The sequence below is a fragment of the Rhodoferax ferrireducens genome, from assembly GCF_003347515.1.
Taxonomy (GTDB): Bacteria; Pseudomonadota; Gammaproteobacteria; order Burkholderiales; family Burkholderiaceae_C; genus Rhodoferax.
On record NZ_QEII01000278.1, the window covers coordinates 33,206 to 48,190 of the forward strand.

Consider the following 14,985-nt stretch of genomic DNA (forward strand, 5'->3'; position numbering starts at 1 on the left):
GGAGAGAAAGCGAAGTTCGAAACGGCTCAGAACGGGTACATGGGTGCCGTGTCCTTGACCGTCATCCATTGCCACTGGGTGTATTCCTCCCAGTCAGAGGGACCGCCCACGCTGCAGCCATTGCCCGCGATGCCGGGGCCGCCGAAGGGGTTGACGCAGTCGTCGTTCACGGTCTGGTCGTTGATGTGCACCATGCCGGACTTGAGCTGCTGGCCGATCGCCATGGCCCGGCCAACCGATTTGGAGATCACCGCCGAAGACAGGCTGCCGATGTGGTTGTTGGCCAACTCGATGGCTTCCTCGTCGCTCTGGTAGGTGATGATGTTGGCCACCGGGCCAAAGGTTTCTTCATCAAACACCCGCATGCCAGGCTTGACGCCGGTGAGCACGGTGGGCTTGTAGAACAGGCCCTCGAACGTGCCGCCCGCTTGCAGTTTGGCGCCGGCCTTCACGCTGTCTTGCACGATGGCGTGCACACGGTCGCGCTGCTTGGCATCGATCAGCGGACCCAGGGCCACCTGGCCGCTGGCGCCGTTGCCCACCGGCAAGTGCGTGGCCTTGGCGATGATGCGCCGGGTCAATTCAGCGGCCATGCTTTCATGCACCAGGATGCGGTTGGAGGCCATGCAAATCTGGCCTTGGTGGAAGTAAGCCCCCCAGGCTGCGTTGCTCGCGGCCACGTCCAGGTCGGCGTCGTCCAGAATGATCAGGGAGTTGGTGCCGCCCAGCTCCAGCGACACTTTCTTCAGGTGCCGGCCGGCCAGCTCGCCAATGCGCCGGCCCACCGCGGGCGAGCCGGTGAAGGCAATCATCGGCACCAGCGGGTCGGTCACCAGCGCCTCGCCGGCTTCGGCGTCGCCGGGCAGGATGTGCAGCAAGTCCTTGGGCAAACCGGCTTCGGCAAAAATGCGGGCGATCATCAGGCCGCCCGTCACGGGGGTGCGGCTGTCGGGCTTGATCACCACGGCGTTGCCGGCGGCCAGGGCCGGCGCCACCGCGCGGATGGTCAGGATCATCGGAAAGTTAAACGGCGAGATCACGCCCACAATGCCGTGCGGCACGCGGCGTGCGAGGCTGGTGCGTCCCGGCACGCTGGGCAGCACATGGCCTTGCGACTGCAGCGGCATGCTGGCGGCGAGGTTGCAGATCAAGGTCGCTTCGCGGATTTCATGCTGGCCCTTGGGCAGGATGCCACCGGTCTCGCGTGCGGCAAACAAGGCGAGCTCGTCAAAGTGCTGCTGGAACAGGGCCGCAGCCCGGCGAAAGATCTCGGCCTTCTCGCGTGGCGGTACCGCCACCCAGGCCTTTTGGGCGAGTGCCGCGGCGTGCGTGGCGCTGGCCACATCCGCCGCATTGGCAATGCCCACGGTGCACAAGACCTGGCCGGTGGCGGGCTCGATCACCTCGCGTGTGCCGCCATGCAGTGCCGCTTGCGTTAGCGCGGGAAAATTTAAAAATGCTGTTGCGTCCGATGCACCCATTTGCTGTTGTCCTTTCGGTGGTTTGATCAATTCGTCACATGTGTGAGGTGTGCTTACGTATCGCAATGCGCGTACCACCCAGGCCGGCGGAGCGCCGCTGGATGTGGCGCACCGAGCACTTCGCCATTGGGGAAATTAGGGACATACCCTAGGTCGAATTGCTGCAATGCAATATTCAAAATCAACGCCCAATTTTTTATCTACAGATTAAAAATCTGCACTACATTTGCGACGTTGATCAATTTCTTGAGCAAATTTATGCCGACCTCCCCCCGCATCTCCCTCGCCGATGTGGCGCGTGCCACCGGCACCGCCCTGGGCAATTTCGACGCAGCCTCGGTGGCCAAAGCGCTGGGCGGTTTCGCCGGTACGCGCATGGGTGGCGATGCGCATCCCACCATCGCCGATATCAGCGAATGTCTCTTTTTCTCGCCCGGCGACGGACGCATCTGGCTGCAGGACCAGCGCATGGTGCTGCTGCACACGGAAGCCCTGGGCTCCCTTCGGCGCGAGATGATTGACAGCTTGGGTCAGGCGCAGGCGCGCGGATTGCTCACCCGCGCCGGTTACGTCAGCGGCGCCCGCGACGCCCAGCTGGTGCGCAAGCAATGGCCAGAGGCCGACCCGCTGGCGGCGGCCATTGCCGGCACACGCCTGCACGCGCTGGAGGGGGTGGTGAAGGTCGAACTGGTAAGCGCCTCCTACGACCCGGATACTGGCAGCTACGAAGGTGAATTCCTGTGGCACAACGCCAGCGAGGACGACGAACACATTGCGGCCTATGGCATTGGTGGCTCGCCGGCCTGCTGGATGCAAGTCGGCTATGCCACCGGCTATGTCAGCACGCTCCTGGGTCACCTAGTCGTTTTTCGGGAAATAAACTGCCGCTCCATGGGCGACGCGCACTGCCGCGTGGTGGGCAAGTCCGCCGACCTGTGGGACGACGTTGAGGAGGACATGCGCTACCTGAACGCCAAGGAATTTGTCGATACCGCCGCCTACGCCCGCCCGGCACCGCGCGCCGCTGACCTGCCTTCCTCCGACGCGCCGGCGGGCGATGCCATGGTCGGCGCTTCGTCGGCCTTCAACGCGGCCTGCCACCAGCTGAGCCGGGTGGCGCGCACCACCGCCACCGTGCTCTTCACCGGCGAGTCCGGGGTTGGCAAGGAAAAATTCGCCAGCATGCTGCACAAGATCAGCCCGCGCAAGGACCAGCCTTTTGTCGCGGTGAACTGCGCCGCTATTCCCGAGACCCTGATCGAATCCGAGCTGTTCGGCGTGGAGCGCGGCGCCTACACCGGGGCCAGCGTCTCCCGGCCCGGCCGCTTCGAGCGGGCCAGCGGCGGCACCTTGTTTCTCGATGAAATCGGCAGCCTGAGTTTTGTCGCCCAGGGCAAGCTACTGCGCGCCCTGCAGGAAGGCGAGATCGAGCGCGTGGGCGGCACGCGCAGCATCGCGGTGGACGTGCGCGTCGTGGCGGCCACCAACGAGACCTTGCGTCAAGCCGTGCGCGAGGGCAAGTTCCGCGAGGATTTGTTTTTTCGGCTCAACGTGTTTCCCATCCACTTGCCGCCCTTGCGCGAACGGCGCGACGACATTCCCTTGTTGATGAACCACTTTCTGAACCACTATCGGCACAAGCACGCGGGCCAAACCACCGGCTTCACACAGGCCGCCGTGCGGGCGCTGCTGAACTATGACTTTCCCGGCAACATCCGCGAACTGCAAAACCTGATCGAACGCGCCGTGATCATGGCCGATGCCGGCGGGCTGATCGACATTCACCATTTGTTCACCAGTGGTGAAACCTTGACGGCAGACGTCATGACGCTGCGTCTGCAGGGGGACTCGGGCACCCTGAATTTTGCGGCGCCGACGGCAGCCCCGGCGAGCGCCGCCATTGGCACGCCGCCGCCGCACGCGGCGTTGGCCCCCCAGTCCCTGGAGCAAACCGAACGCGACACCTTGGCCCGTGCCATTGCCGCCAGCAAGGGCAACCTGTCGGCCGCGGCGCGCCTGCTCGACACCACGCGGGCCAAGCTGGCGTTCCGGGCGAAAAAGCACGGCCTGGTGTGAATCTTTTTCAGAGGACCCTGGCACCCTCCTGACACCCCGTTGTCAGCAGCCCTGGCGCAGCATCAGGGCTTCTTCAACACCTCAGGAGTTATCCATGAAAAACGCCATCAGCTGGTTCGAAATCCCCAGCACCCAACTCGACCAGGCGCAAGCTTTTTACGAGGCCGTGCTGGCCTGCAAAATGCGCCGCGAACCCATGGGGCCATCCGAAGGCGCCGTGTTTCCGTATGAGGGCGCGGGCGAAAGTGCGGGCGTGGGTGGCGCCCTCATGGCCGGGCCGAGCGCGCCAGTGCCCGGCGCTGGCGGCACTCTGGTTTATCTGGACGCCTCGCCCTCGCTGGACGCCGCCTTGGCGCGCGTCACCGCGGCGGGCGGCAGCATCGCTTTGCCACGCCAGGCCCTGCCGCCCGGCCTTGGATTTTTTGCCCACATCACGGATCTGGACGGCAACCGCGTCGGCTTGCACGCGCTGGCGTGAGGGGACAAGCCGTGCGCAACAACTGGATTGCCGTGGCCAGTGCCGAGCACGCGCGTCGCGGCTGCGCCGTGCCCGCGCACGGCTACATGCAGGTCTGCCACGGCAAGTGCGCGCCGCTTCAGCGCGTGCAGCCGGGCGACCGTGTGGCGTATTACGCGCCCACGATCACCATGGGCGGCAAAGACAAATGCCAGCGCTTTGTCTCTATCGGCCTGGTGCAGGCGGGCGTGCCTTATGCGTTTGACATGGGCGGCGGCTTTGTGCCGTTTCGCCGTGACGTGGCTTATGTGCCGTCTGCCGAGGCGTCCATCCTGCCCTTGCTCGACCAGTTTGAGTTTGTGGAAGACCGCAGTCGCTGGGGCTACCAGTTTCGCTTGGGCCTGTTCAAGATCGGCGACGCCGACATGCGGCTGATCGCGCAGGCGATGCAAGCGGACTTGCATTCATTAAATCTTGATTCACTATTGTTTTGATAGCTGCTTGCGCATATGTCATCTGGGCTAGAGCCCGAAGACAAAGAATCGGCCTCTAGCCAAGTGACTACGCCAACCTGCAAGTGCACATGCTCGTGCAGACTGGCGCCTGCGCCCTTGCAGGGGGGCGCCTACACCCCGTCCAGCAGCACCAGATCGAAGCTTGCGCCACTGTTGCGCAACTGCTTCAGCGGTACATGCGCCGGGTCGTCGTACCAGGCGCGGGCTTGGGCCGCGCTGGGGAATTCGATGATGACCGTGGTGCCGGGCAGGTGCGCCGTGCCCTCCAGCAATTGCACGGATGCACGGGCTCGCAGGGTGCCGCCGTGCTGGCGTATCAGCACGGGCATTTTTTCGCTGTATTCCTTCTGCCAATCGGTGTTGTGGACGACGAGAGAGCCAATCGCATAGCTGGACATTGAGTTTCCTTTGGTAGTACCGCCCATCGGCGCCAACGCACTGCAGCGTAGAGCCTGGGCGTGCACCGATTATTTATGGCACTACCATTGCCGTAAATGGCAAAACAATTCCGATTCCCCTAACTAATTATTCTGAATATGGGCGACAAATTACGCAGCATGCAGGTTTTTGTAGTGGCGGCCAGCGCGGACAGCTTTGCCGCCGCCGGGCAGCAGCTGGAGCTGTCTGCGGTGATGGTGGGCAAACACGTGCGCGCACTGGAGATGCAGCTGGGCGCACGTCTGATTGAGCGCAGCACCCGCAAGCAGGCCCTGACCGACATCGGCGCCAGCTACCTGGAACGCTGCCGCGAAGCGCTGGCCAGCGTGGAGGCCGCCGACCAGGTGGCCGAGAGCCTGCGCGCCGCACCGCAGGGCAGCTTGCGCATTTCCGCCCCGGTGGCTTACGGCGTGCATTGCCTGACGCCGGTGCTCAGCGCCTACGCCGCCACCTACCCCCAGGTGCAGATCGACCTGGTGTTGAACGACCGCGTGGTCGACATGGCCGAAGAAGGCATCGACATAGCGCTGCGCGCAGGCACGCTGGCCGACACCGCATTGGTTGCCCGCCCCTTGCGTGCCACCGAGGTCTGGGCCGCGGGCAGCCCCGGCTACCTGCAGCAACGGGGCGTACCAGCCCATCCGGCTGACCTGGCGCAACACAACTGCCTGGCGTTTGCCGCCTGGGGCAGCCAGCCCCGCTGGCGCTTCAGTCGCGGCGGCGACAACTTTACGGCACCTGTGCGTGGCAGCTTCACCAGCAACAACGGCCAAGCCCTGCTGGGCGCCGCCATCGGCGGAGTAGGCGTTGTGGTGCAGGCGGACTACGTACTGCGCGCCGCCGTGGCCAGCGGACAGCTCACCCGACTGCTGCCCGACTGGCAATTGCCGGAACGGGCGATGCACATCGTGCGCCGCGCGGAACGCCGGCCCAGCGCCAAAGTGCGCAGCTTTATCGACTTTGTGCTGGCGCAGCTGGGTTAATCATGGACAGGCATTTCGACCTCTCCAGCGCGGCGAAACGGTTGCTTCAAGGCCTCGGCCTGTTCGGCGGCAATGCCTGCGCGACAATCCCTCACTTCGATCCAGACCGAACTGCCCTGTGTGCCGGTGGCTATGGTGACGGGCGGGAGACCGTGGCGCCAGCCGCAATACCAGTGCCACCAGCGCCGCCACTGGCAACAGTGTGCAAAGCACGGCTTCCTATAACCAGGCCATCGGCGTGACCCGCAACACGACCTGCTATGGCGCCAGCGGCGCGGCGATGAGCTGCCCGTCGCGCTGAGCGGACCCGGCCCTTTTTCCTGAACCGTGCACCCGGCTGGGCGCGTTCGCTTGGCCACCGGCCGCTGCTTGACTGGAGATTTTTGATGACACTTTTTCCCACCCGGGTGCGGCATGTAAGCCTTGTCGCAACCCTGCTCTTCTTGGCCACTTTGGCCGGAGCCGCACCGGCTGTGCCCGATGGCGTGCGCCGCATCGCCGATCTGCCCTATGGCCAGGACGAGCGCCAGCGCATGGACGTTTACCTGCCGCCCGCAATAGCGGCCCCGGGCGCCAACACGCCCAACGCGCCCATCCTCGTGATGGTGCACGGCGGCGCCTGGATGGTGGGCAACAAGGCGATGCCCAAGGTGGTGGAGAACAAGGTGGCTTGGTGGGTCAAGCAGAAAGGCTATATCTTTGTGTCGGTGGGCTATCGCCTGTCGCCACAGGTTGACCCGCTGGTGCAAGCGCGCGACGTGGCCGGCGCCCTGGCCAAAACGCAGGCTCTAGCCGCCTCGTGGGGGGGGCGATCCGGCGAAAGTCATTCTCATGGGGCATTCGGCCGGTGCGCACCTGGTGGCTTTGCTGGGCGCGTCGCCGGCCCTGGCGTATGCGTCAGGCGCCAGGCCGTGGCTCGGCACCGTGGCGCTCGACAGCGCCGCGCTGGACCTTGAACGCATCATGAAAGCGCGGCACATGCGGTTTTACGACCGCGTGTTCGGTGCCGACCCGGCCTACTGGCGCAGCGTGTCGCCCAGCGGCGTGTTGGCGCCTGACGCCACGCCGATGCTGCTGGTCTGCTCGACGCAGCGGGCGGACAACCCCTGCGCGTAGGCGCGTGACTTTGCCGCGACGGTGACCACCAGAGGCATGCGCGCCAACGTGCTACCGCAAGACCTGACGCACGAGCAGGTCAACGCGACGCTGGGCCTGCCTGGTGGGTATACGGATGCCGTAGACAGCTTTATGTCGGCGCTGCTGCTTGGGCTTGTTCAAGATCGGCGACGCCGACATGCGGTTGATGCCCCAGGCGATGCAAGCGGCGCTGCATTTGTTAAATTTCTATTTACTCCTGTTTTGATAGCTGCTTGCGCATATATCATCTGGGCTAGAGCCCGAAAATCTATAAATTTCCATGCGCCGCGCCGACCGCCTGTTTCAAATCGTCCAGCTCATCCGGGGCCGGCGCCTGACCACGGCGGCGCATCTGGCGCAGCGCCTGGAGGTGTCCGAGCGCACGGTGTACCGCGACATCGCCGACCTGCAGCACCAGGGCGTTCCGATCGAGGGTGAGGCCGGCGTCGGCTACCGGCTGGGCGCCGGGTTCGATTTGCCGCCGCTGATGTTCAGCCACGACGAAGCCCGCGCGCTAGTGGCCTCGGTGCGCATGGCCCAGGTCTGGCAAGACCCAGCGCTGGCGCAGGCGGCGGAAGTGGCGCTGGGCAAAATCCTGTCGGTCCTGCCCACGGCGGCGCGGGTGGCGGCGCAAAGCATGGCGATTTATGCGCCGCCCATGGGTCTTGAGCCGGTGGTGCAGATCACCTTGCAAACCCTGCGCGAGGCGGTGCAGGCGCGTCGCAAGCTGCGGGTGGACTATCGCGACGCCAGTGAGCAGCTGACCCAACGCACCCTGCGACCGCTGGGCTGTTTTTACTGGGGCAAGGTCTGGACGCTGGGGGCCTGGTGCGAGACCCGCCACGACTTCAGAAGCTTTCGCCTGGACCGCATGGACAGCGTGCAGTGTGTGGAAGGCGCGGACGGACAGTTTCGTGACGAACCGGGAAAAACCCTGGCCGACTATCTGCGCGCCGTGGCGCCGCCGCAGGTTCAGGCCAAGTGGGGTCAGGGTGTGAGGTGTTGAGCTTCTGGCCCGACTAACTCGCACGTTAAATTATTTGCTACCCGTACGTTTATCCCCGAATCCATGCCGGTGGGTTCGCCAACCTTGCTCGCGTGCAATACGCAAGTTTGTGCGCAGCGCATGAATCAGGCTGTAAGAAAGTACCGGGTTGCACGACTATAGAAGCAGCACGGCATACAAAACACCGTGCTGACCTTCAACCAACCGTAAACCTCTCAAAGGATATTGACATGAAAAACCAGACCACCACAGCCCGTTACGCATCCGCCGCCGCCCTTGCCCTGGCGATGAGCGCCGCCCTGACGATTGCTGCGACCCCAGCCGCCGCCCAAATGCCGGACAAAGACAAATGCTTTGGCGTGGCGCTGAAAGGCAAGAACGATTGCAAGGCGGGTGCTGGCACCACCTGCGCCGGCACCTCCAAGGTCGACTACCAGGGCAATGCCTGGTCGATGATTCCCAAGGGCACTTGCGAAAAAACCGTGTCGAAGACCTCGCCCACGGGCTTTGGCCAGATGAATGAGTTCAAGGAAGTCAAGGCCTGATCCTGACCCTGAGTCTGACCCACGCAGCGGAGCCCCGGGTATGCCCAACCAACACAAAGCGCTGAATCAAACCCTGGGGGCTCCGGCGCCAACCCTGCCCGCACGGGCCGGGGTGGGCTTGAAGCCCGAGCATTTTCAGGAAATTCTGGCCAGTCAGCCAGACCTTGGATTTTTTGAAGTTCATGCCGAGAACTACATGGTGCCGGGTGGCCCGTTTCACCATTACCTGAGCGCCATCCGTGAGCGCTATGCGCTGTCGATTCACGGCGTGGGCCTGTCCATCGGCGCCGATGCGCCGCTGGACGTGGACCATCTGGACGCGCTGGCCGTCTTGCTCGCGCGCTACCAGCCGCAATCCTTCTCGGAACATCTGGCTTGGTCGACCCACAGCGATGTGTTCCTGAACGACTTGTTACCCCTGCCCTACAACACCGCCACATTGCAGCGGGTGTGTGATCACATTGACCAGGTGCAGTCGCATCTGGGGCGGCGCATGTTGCTGGAAAACCCGGCCACTTATGTCGAATTTGCCGCGTCCACCTGGGACGAGACCACGTTTTTATCCGAGGTGCTGCGCCGCACCGGCTGTGGCCTGTTGCTGGACGTGAACAATATTTATGTCAGCAGCATCAACCACCAGCGCGACGCGCACGCCGTCATCCGCGCGCTGCCGCTGGCGCAGGTGGGCGAGATTCACCTGGCCGGTTTTGCCCAGCAGGCCGATGCCAACGGTGACCTGTTGCTGATTGACAGCCACGGCGCGCCGGTGGCGCAGGCGGTGTGGGACTTGTATGTCTTCACGCTGGGGCTCACCGGCCCGGTCGCGACTTTGCTGGAGCGCGACAACGATATTCCGCCTTGGCCGGTGTTGCTGGCGGAGGCGGGTGTGGCCGAGCGGCAGTTGTGTGCCTTGCGCCCCCGCGACGAATGGTCTGGCCAAAAGGTGGCCGCATGAACAGCCAGACCGTTTTTGCCAACGCCCTGCTCAACGCCGAGCTGCCTTGCCCCAGCGGCCTCAAGACCTGGAACGGTTCTGACCCGACTATGCGTTTTGCCGTCTACCGCAACAACGTGATGGTGTCTTTGATTGACGCGCTGGCGGATACCTACCCGGTCGTCCAGGAACTGGTGGGCGAAGAATTCTTCCGCGCCATGGCACGGGCGTTTGCGCAGGCCAAGCCGCCACGCTCACGCATCATGGCGTTTTACGGGCACGATTTTGCGGAATTTGTTGCCTCCTTCCCGCCCGCCGCCTCGGTGCCGTATCTGGCCGATGTGGCGCGTCTGGAAATGGCCCGGGTGTTGGCCTACCACGCGGCCGATGTCGCCTCGATTGACCTCCAAGCGCTGGCCGCCGCGTTGGCCGATCCTGAAACACTCGTGTCATTGCGATTGATGTTGCACCCGTCGGTGCATGTCATCAACGCCACTTTCGCCGTTTTTTCAATCTGGGCCGCGCATCAGGATGCGACGCGCACGCCGCCCGTTGACCCGGATGTGGCCCAGGCCGTGCTGGTGTTCAGGAACGGACTGGACGTGGATACTCTGGAGCTGGCCGCCGGAACCGCACAGTTTGCCAGCGCCTTGCAAACGGGCCAGACCGTGCTTGAGGCCGCAGGCGTTGCAAGCAGCGACGACCCGGAATTTGATTTGTCACACGCCCTGGCGCTGCTGCTTCGCTGGCAGCTCATCACCCACCTCACCATCGGACGCGAACACCATGAACACCCGCACTGACAAACTGAGTTCGAACACAGCGACTGATGCGGGGCTGATCCCCGGCCTGATTCAGCAGTTCACTCGCCTTTGTGAGCGCATCCCCAACACCTTGCTGGCGTTCGTGGCGCGCTTCTCCATTGCAGCAGTGTTCTGGAAGTCTGGCGAGACCAAGATACAGGGCTTCGCCCTTGACATCGTCAATCGGGAATTCACGCTGGGCTGGCCGCGCCTGTCGGACTCGGTGGTGGACCTGTTCAGGGATGAATACCGTTTACCCCTGATTCCGCCAGAAATTGCGGCCACGCTGGCCGCCTTTGCAGAACACTTTTTCCCGATACTGATCCTGCTTGGCATCGCCACCCGCCTGTCGGCGCTGGGTTTGCTGGGCATGACGATGACGATCCAGTTGTTTGTCTACCCCGATGCCTACCCCACCCACGGCACCTGGGCCGCTGTGCTGCTGTACCTGATGGCGTACGGGCCTGGCAAGCTGTCGCTGGACCACTGGATTGCACGGCGCTACCAGTGACGCACTTGCCGCGTAATAACTCGCGACGCAGTAGGGCACGGCATAGTTCAACAACAAGTGGAACGATTGAGCGGCGTTTGGTCGAGAATGGAGCCGATGGATATTCGAGTGGACAATTTGAACGGCCCGGAAATCGCTCAGCTTCTGCAGGAGCATCTGCAGAGCATGGCGCTGCATTCGCCGCCCGAAAGCGTTCATGCTCTGGACCTGCAGGCGCTGCGCAAACCCGATATCACGTTTTGGAGCGCATGGCAGGACGGCGCCTTGGCTGGCTGCGGCGCTCTGAAAGAGCTAGACCCGCTTCATGGCGAGATCAAGTCGATGCGAACAGCCTCTTTGCATTTGCGACAGGGCGTCGCGGCGAAGCTCCTCGCCCACATCATTGAAGAGGCGCAACGACGCTCGTATCGGCGACTCAGCCTGGAGACTGGCTCTGCGGCGGTTTTCGCACCGGCCCATCAGCTGTACGCCCGTTTTGGGTTTCAACCGGGTGAGCCGTTTGGAACTTACGTTGAAGACCCCTACAGTGTCTTCATGACCAGGACGCTTTGAGGGTTTTCTTTGGCTTTGCAGACACGCGCTACTCACGGGCGCTTGACGATCAGGAGCCGACCATCACGAGTGCCCGGTGTGCTTTGTCCTTGACGAAGCGCTTGGTTAACTCATTTTTTGCCGTGAATTACATGAATCCCGGCCGACCCTCGACAATAGTCGCCTCAGCCCCGACTTTTCATCGTGCGCACCTAGGGTAAACGACCATTTGTCCGCAGCGTCCTGGCCGCAGCCATCATGTTGGTCAACGCAGGTCGTCAGGTTTCGTGACAAAGACGACGGCACCGAAACGCAAGGCTAATCATTTTGAGCACTATTTTGGAATTCCCATATGGAAATTAAAGTCAACTTTCTCGACAAGCTTCGTCTTGAAGCCAAGTTCGATGATTTCACGGTGGTGGCCGACCAGCCTATCCGTTATAAGGGCGATGGTTCGGCGCCAGGTCCATTCGATTACTTTCTGGCCTCATCGGCCTTGTGCGCGGCTTACTTCGTGAAGTTGTACTGCGTAACTCGCAATATTCCTACCGAGAATATCCGACTGTCGCAGAATAATATTGTCGATCCGGAAAATCGTTATCAGCAGATTTTCAAGATTCAGGTTGAGTTGCCGGCGGATATCTCTGCCAAAGACCGCCAGGGTATTTTGCGCTCCATCGACCGTTGCACGGTGAAAAAAGTGGTGCAAGCCGGGCCCGAGTTTGTGATCGAAGAGGTCGAGAATCTGGATGCCGATGCGCAGGCCTTGCTGACCTTGACTCCGGCTTCTGACGCGAGCACCTATATTGCGGGCAAGGATCTGCCGCTGGAGCAAACCATCGCCAATATGTCGGGGGTGTTGGCGGGCTTGGGCATAAAGATTGAAATCGCTTCGTGGCGCAATCTAGTCCCCCATGTGTGGTCGCTGCATATCCGCGACGCGCACTCGCCGATGTGTTTTACCAATGGCAAGGGATCGACCAAGGAAAGCGCGTTGGCGTCGGCGTTGGGGGAGTTCATAGAGCGACTCAATAACAATCATTTCTACGCCGGGTCGTTTTGGGGTGAAGACATCGCCAACGCGGCGTTTGTACATTACCCGAACGAGCGCTGGTTCAAGCCTGGCCGTAAAGACGCGCTGCCGGCTGAAATTCTGGATGCGTACTGCCGGCAAATTTACAATCCCGATGGCGAACTACGTGGCTCGCATCTGGTCGATACCAACTCCGGCAATGTGCAGCGCGGTATCTGTTCGCTCCCCTTTGTGCGGCAGTCGGACGGCGAGGTGGTGTATTTCCCGTCCAACCTGATCGAAAACCTGTACGTCAGCAATGGCATGAGTGCCGGCAATACGCTGGCCGAAGCGCAGGTGCAGTGTCTGTCCGAAATTTTCGAACGGGCGGTAAAACGCGAAATTCTGGAGGGTGAAATCGCATTGCCTGATGTACCGCACGAAGTGCTTGCGAAATACCCCGGCATTCTGGCAGGCATTAAAGGATTGGAAGAGCAGGGCTTTCCGGTGCTGGTAAAAGACGCGTCGCTGGGTGGCGTGTACCCCGTGATGTGCGTCACCTTGATGAACCCGCGAACGGGCGGTGTGTTTGCCTCGTTCGGAGCGCATCCAAGCCTGGAGGTGGCGCTGGAACGCAGCCTGACGGAATTGCTGCAGGGCCGCAGTTTTGAAGGCCTCAACGATTTACCACGGCCCACCTTTGTGAGTAACGCCGTGACTGAGCCAAACAACTTTGTTGAACACTTCATTGATTCCAGCGGTGTGGTGTCGTGGCGCTTTTTCAGTGCCAAAGCTGATTTCAATTTTGTGGAGTGGGATTTTTCCGGCCAGGGTGACAACTCCAATGCCGAGGAAGCCGCGACCTTGTTCGGCATTCTCGAAGGCATGGGCAAAGAAGCGTACGTGGCGGTGTATGACCAGTTAGGCGCAACCGCCTGCCGCATCCTGGTGCCGGGTTATTCGGAGGTGTATCCGGTAGATGATTTGATCTGGGACAACACCAACAAAGCACTGTTGTTCCGTGCCGATATTTTGAATTTGCATGGCCTGGACGATGCGAGCCTTGAAGCACTGCTTGAGCGTCTGGATAACAATGAGCTGGACGACTACTCCGACATTGCCACCTTGATCGGCATCGAATTTGACGAGAACACGGCCTGGGGCCAGCTGACAGTTCTGGAGTTGAAGCTGCTGATTCATCTCGCCTTGCAACAATTCGAGGCGGCGCAAGAGCTGGTGGAAGCCTTCCTGCAGTACAACGACAACACGGTCGAGCGCGGATTGTTTTATCAGGCCTTGAATGTGGTGCTGGAGGTGCTGCTGGATGATGATTTGGAACTGGACGATTACGTGGTCAATTTCCGCCGGATGTTTGGCAACCCTCGGATGGACGCGGTGATGGGGTCAGTGGACGGCAGCGTGCGCTTCTTCGGCTTGACGCCAACGAGTATGAAACTGGAAGGCCTCGATCGGCACCAGCGCCTGATCGACAGCTACAACAAATTGCATACGGTACGGGCCAATGTGGCGGCTACGTCCAGCTAGGGTTACATGTTATGCCTGCGACGATGACGTTCATCGAGTTCACTGAAAATTTAGGGGTTTTTTAAAATTAGGAACTTATGAAACTCTGTTCCCGCACGGTGCTCATTCGTAAGTGCCCCATGAACCACAGACTTGTACGTTGATGCTGAAATAGGCAAGCTCAATCCATCGAAATCAGATGGAAAGATGAGCATGAAAAACGCCCGTGAGTATTGGTCAAATCAGTTATCGGCAATCAAAACCCAAGGAGTTAGCTGCAGTGCCTACGCCAAGCAGCACGACCTTTCGCTGGCGAGCCTTTATTACTGGCAGCGCAGGCTGCAGCCCGGCACTTTCATAGTGCCGGGCCGTCTTCAGTCTGACCGCCCGGCATTCTCACCATCTGCATCCCTCTAATTTCCGTATGTCTTTAATCGTCCACAAAGGTTATCTGCCTGGTTCCATTGGTAGGGTTGTTGATCTCCACGCTCGCTTTTATAGCGATCTCGTTGATTTTGGCCTTCCATTCGAGACCAAGGTAGCACGCGAACTTTCCGAGTTTTGCGAGCGCTACGATGACAACTGCGATGGTTTTTGGCTCTTGCTACAGGATGGAATTGTCGAAGGCTCCATTGCTATTGATGGCTCAAAGGCAAATCAAAATGGTGCCCATCTTCGATGGTTCATTACTTCAGACAAGTTGCGCGGGACCGGTGCCGGAACGGCCCTTTTGACCGCCGCAATGGATTTCTGTCAATCACACCAATACCGGTGCGTGTATCTCTGTACTTTTGATGGTCTTGGTGCGGCAAGGCATCTTTATGAAAAATTCGGTTTTCGTCTTGTACATCAGCAGCAGGGAAAGCAGTGGGGTAGTGAGGTTAGCGAACAACGTTTTGAACGAAACGCCTCTTAAGAAACTTCCCCAGCAGCCTTGAGAAATCGGATATTTGAAATCATGCTGAGGAGGTTTGCTGTGGTGTAAGTTGAAAGCCCAATTGGTGAGCCCGACGAGTGAGATTTTGCACCACT

At 61.0% G+C, this 14,985-nt stretch carries 17 protein-coding genes; 15 read left to right on the forward strand and 2 right to left on the reverse strand.

The window, feature by feature from the left end:
* Window positions 1-26: 26 nt before the first annotated feature.
* Window positions 27-1,481 carry a benzaldehyde dehydrogenase gene (locus C5P05_RS15865; RefSeq protein ID WP_114970822.1) on the reverse strand — a complete coding sequence of 485 codons (1,455 nt, stop codon included), beginning with the start codon at window positions 1,479-1,481 and terminating at the stop codon, window positions 27-29.
* Window positions 1,482-1,739: 258 nt separating this feature from the next.
* Between C5P05_RS15865 and C5P05_RS15870 the strand changes: the two genes are divergently transcribed.
* From C5P05_RS15870 to C5P05_RS15880, 3 genes are all read left to right on the forward strand, one after another.
* Complete coding sequence (locus C5P05_RS15870; RefSeq protein ID WP_114970835.1) at window positions 1,740-3,557, forward strand: sigma 54-interacting transcriptional regulator; 1,818 nt, start codon at window positions 1,740-1,742, stop codon at window positions 3,555-3,557.
* Between the two features lie 94 nt (window positions 3,558-3,651).
* Window positions 3,652-4,035 carry a VOC family protein gene (locus C5P05_RS15875; protein ID WP_114970823.1) on the forward strand — a complete coding sequence of 128 codons (384 nt, stop codon included), beginning with the start codon at window positions 3,652-3,654 and terminating at the stop codon, window positions 4,033-4,035.
* Window positions 4,036-4,046: 11 nt separating this feature from the next.
* Window positions 4,047-4,508, forward strand: coding sequence for an EVE domain-containing protein (locus C5P05_RS15880; protein WP_114970824.1), 462 nt, complete (start codon window positions 4,047-4,049; stop codon window positions 4,506-4,508).
* Between the two features lie 131 nt (window positions 4,509-4,639).
* On the opposite strand, the gene C5P05_RS15885 is transcribed toward C5P05_RS15880, so the two are convergent.
* Window positions 4,640-4,927 carry a DUF1330 domain-containing protein gene (locus tag C5P05_RS15885; protein WP_114970825.1) on the reverse strand — a complete coding sequence of 96 codons (288 nt, stop codon included), beginning with the start codon at window positions 4,925-4,927 and terminating at the stop codon, window positions 4,640-4,642.
* A 159-nt stretch (window positions 4,928-5,086) separates the two neighbouring features.
* On the opposite strand from C5P05_RS15885, the gene C5P05_RS15890 reads away from it, so the two are divergent.
* The 12 genes from C5P05_RS15890 to C5P05_RS15935 all read left to right on the forward strand — a co-directional run bounded on the left by C5P05_RS15890 (window position 5,087) and on the right by C5P05_RS15935 (window position 14,869).
* A complete protein-coding gene (locus C5P05_RS15890) occupies window positions 5,087-5,950 on the forward strand; it encodes a LysR substrate-binding domain-containing protein (protein ID WP_232834524.1) in 864 nt (287 codons plus the stop codon).
* A gap of 386 nt (window positions 5,951-6,336) precedes the next feature.
* Window positions 6,337-6,906: an alpha/beta hydrolase gene (locus tag C5P05_RS34535; protein WP_232834525.1), complete on the forward strand. Its 570-nt coding sequence runs from the start codon at window positions 6,337-6,339 to the stop codon at window positions 6,904-6,906.
* Between the two features lie 7 nt (window positions 6,907-6,913).
* Window positions 6,914-7,066: a hypothetical protein gene (locus C5P05_RS34540; RefSeq protein WP_232834526.1), complete on the forward strand. Its 153-nt coding sequence runs from the start codon at window positions 6,914-6,916 to the stop codon at window positions 7,064-7,066.
* A gap of 301 nt (window positions 7,067-7,367) precedes the next feature.
* Window positions 7,368-8,093, forward strand: a complete 726-nt coding sequence (locus C5P05_RS15900) for a helix-turn-helix transcriptional regulator (protein ID WP_114970827.1) — start codon at window positions 7,368-7,370, stop codon at window positions 8,091-8,093.
* 230 nt (window positions 8,094-8,323) lie between these two features.
* The gene (locus C5P05_RS15905; protein ID WP_114970828.1) at window positions 8,324-8,638 is read left to right on the forward strand and encodes a DUF2282 domain-containing protein; all 315 of its coding nucleotides are present in this window, start codon (window positions 8,324-8,326) and stop codon (window positions 8,636-8,638) included.
* A 40-nt stretch (window positions 8,639-8,678) separates the two neighbouring features.
* Complete coding sequence (locus C5P05_RS15910) at window positions 8,679-9,593, forward strand: DUF692 domain-containing protein (RefSeq protein ID WP_114970829.1); 915 nt, start codon at window positions 8,679-8,681, stop codon at window positions 9,591-9,593.
* Window positions 9,590-10,375, forward strand: a complete 786-nt coding sequence (locus C5P05_RS15915) for a DNA-binding domain-containing protein (protein ID WP_114970830.1) — start codon at window positions 9,590-9,592, stop codon at window positions 10,373-10,375. Before C5P05_RS15910 ends, C5P05_RS15915 begins: the two co-directional genes overlap by 4 nt.
* A complete protein-coding gene (locus C5P05_RS15920; protein WP_114970831.1) occupies window positions 10,359-10,886 on the forward strand; it encodes a DoxX family protein in 528 nt (175 codons plus the stop codon). The genes C5P05_RS15915 and C5P05_RS15920 overlap by 17 nt, the downstream gene beginning before the upstream one ends.
* Window positions 10,887-10,982: 96 nt before the next feature.
* Window positions 10,983-11,438 carry a GNAT family N-acetyltransferase gene (locus C5P05_RS15925; RefSeq protein ID WP_114970836.1) on the forward strand — a complete coding sequence of 152 codons (456 nt, stop codon included), beginning with the start codon at window positions 10,983-10,985 and terminating at the stop codon, window positions 11,436-11,438.
* 331 nt (window positions 11,439-11,769) lie between these two features.
* On the forward strand, window positions 11,770-13,974 hold the full coding sequence (locus tag C5P05_RS15930) for an OsmC domain/YcaO domain-containing protein (protein WP_114970832.1): 2,205 nt from the start codon (window positions 11,770-11,772) through the stop codon (window positions 13,972-13,974).
* A 192-nt stretch (window positions 13,975-14,166) separates the two neighbouring features.
* Window positions 14,167-14,370 (forward strand): IS66 family insertion sequence element accessory protein TnpA, encoded by a 204-nt coding sequence (gene tnpA, locus C5P05_RS33725; RefSeq protein WP_157979352.1) that lies wholly within the window; start codon window positions 14,167-14,169, stop codon window positions 14,368-14,370.
* Window positions 14,371-14,377: 7 nt separating this feature from the next.
* Window positions 14,378-14,869, forward strand: a complete 492-nt coding sequence (locus tag C5P05_RS15935) for a GNAT family N-acetyltransferase (RefSeq protein WP_114970833.1) — start codon at window positions 14,378-14,380, stop codon at window positions 14,867-14,869.
* Window positions 14,870-14,985: the final 116 nt, after the last annotated feature.

Bases quoted from the DNA above. Each gene is read 5' to 3' on its own strand.
- C5P05_RS15865 (WP_114970822.1), bottom strand. From the start codon at position 1,481: ATGGGTGCATCGGACGCAACAGCATTTTTAAATTTTCCCGCGCTAACG.
- C5P05_RS15870 (WP_114970835.1), top strand. From the start codon at position 1,740: ATGCCGACCTCCCCCCGCATCTCCCTCGCCGATGTGGCGCGTGCCACC.
- C5P05_RS15875 (WP_114970823.1), top strand. From the start codon at position 3,652: ATGAAAAACGCCATCAGCTGGTTCGAAATCCCCAGCACCCAACTCGAC.
- C5P05_RS15885 (WP_114970825.1), bottom strand. From the start codon at position 4,927: ATGTCCAGCTATGCGATTGGCTCTCTCGTCGTCCACAACACCGATTGG.
- C5P05_RS15890 (WP_232834524.1), top strand. From the start codon at position 5,087: ATGCAGGTTTTTGTAGTGGCGGCCAGCGCGGACAGCTTTGCCGCCGCC.
- C5P05_RS34535 (WP_232834525.1), top strand. From the start codon at position 6,337: ATGACACTTTTTCCCACCCGGGTGCGGCATGTAAGCCTTGTCGCAACC.
- C5P05_RS34540 (WP_232834526.1), top strand. From the start codon at position 6,914: ATGAAAGCGCGGCACATGCGGTTTTACGACCGCGTGTTCGGTGCCGAC.
- C5P05_RS15900 (WP_114970827.1), top strand. From the start codon at position 7,368: ATGCGCCGCGCCGACCGCCTGTTTCAAATCGTCCAGCTCATCCGGGGC.
- C5P05_RS15905 (WP_114970828.1), top strand. From the start codon at position 8,324: ATGAAAAACCAGACCACCACAGCCCGTTACGCATCCGCCGCCGCCCTT.
- C5P05_RS15910 (WP_114970829.1), top strand. From the start codon at position 8,679: ATGCCCAACCAACACAAAGCGCTGAATCAAACCCTGGGGGCTCCGGCG.
- C5P05_RS15915 (WP_114970830.1), top strand. From the start codon at position 9,590: ATGAACAGCCAGACCGTTTTTGCCAACGCCCTGCTCAACGCCGAGCTG.
- C5P05_RS15920 (WP_114970831.1), top strand. From the start codon at position 10,359: ATGAACACCCGCACTGACAAACTGAGTTCGAACACAGCGACTGATGCG.
- C5P05_RS15925 (WP_114970836.1), top strand. From the start codon at position 10,983: ATGGATATTCGAGTGGACAATTTGAACGGCCCGGAAATCGCTCAGCTT.
- C5P05_RS15930 (WP_114970832.1), top strand. From the start codon at position 11,770: ATGGAAATTAAAGTCAACTTTCTCGACAAGCTTCGTCTTGAAGCCAAG.
- tnpA (WP_157979352.1), top strand. From the start codon at position 14,167: ATGAAAAACGCCCGTGAGTATTGGTCAAATCAGTTATCGGCAATCAAA.
- C5P05_RS15935 (WP_114970833.1), top strand. From the start codon at position 14,378: ATGTCTTTAATCGTCCACAAAGGTTATCTGCCTGGTTCCATTGGTAGG.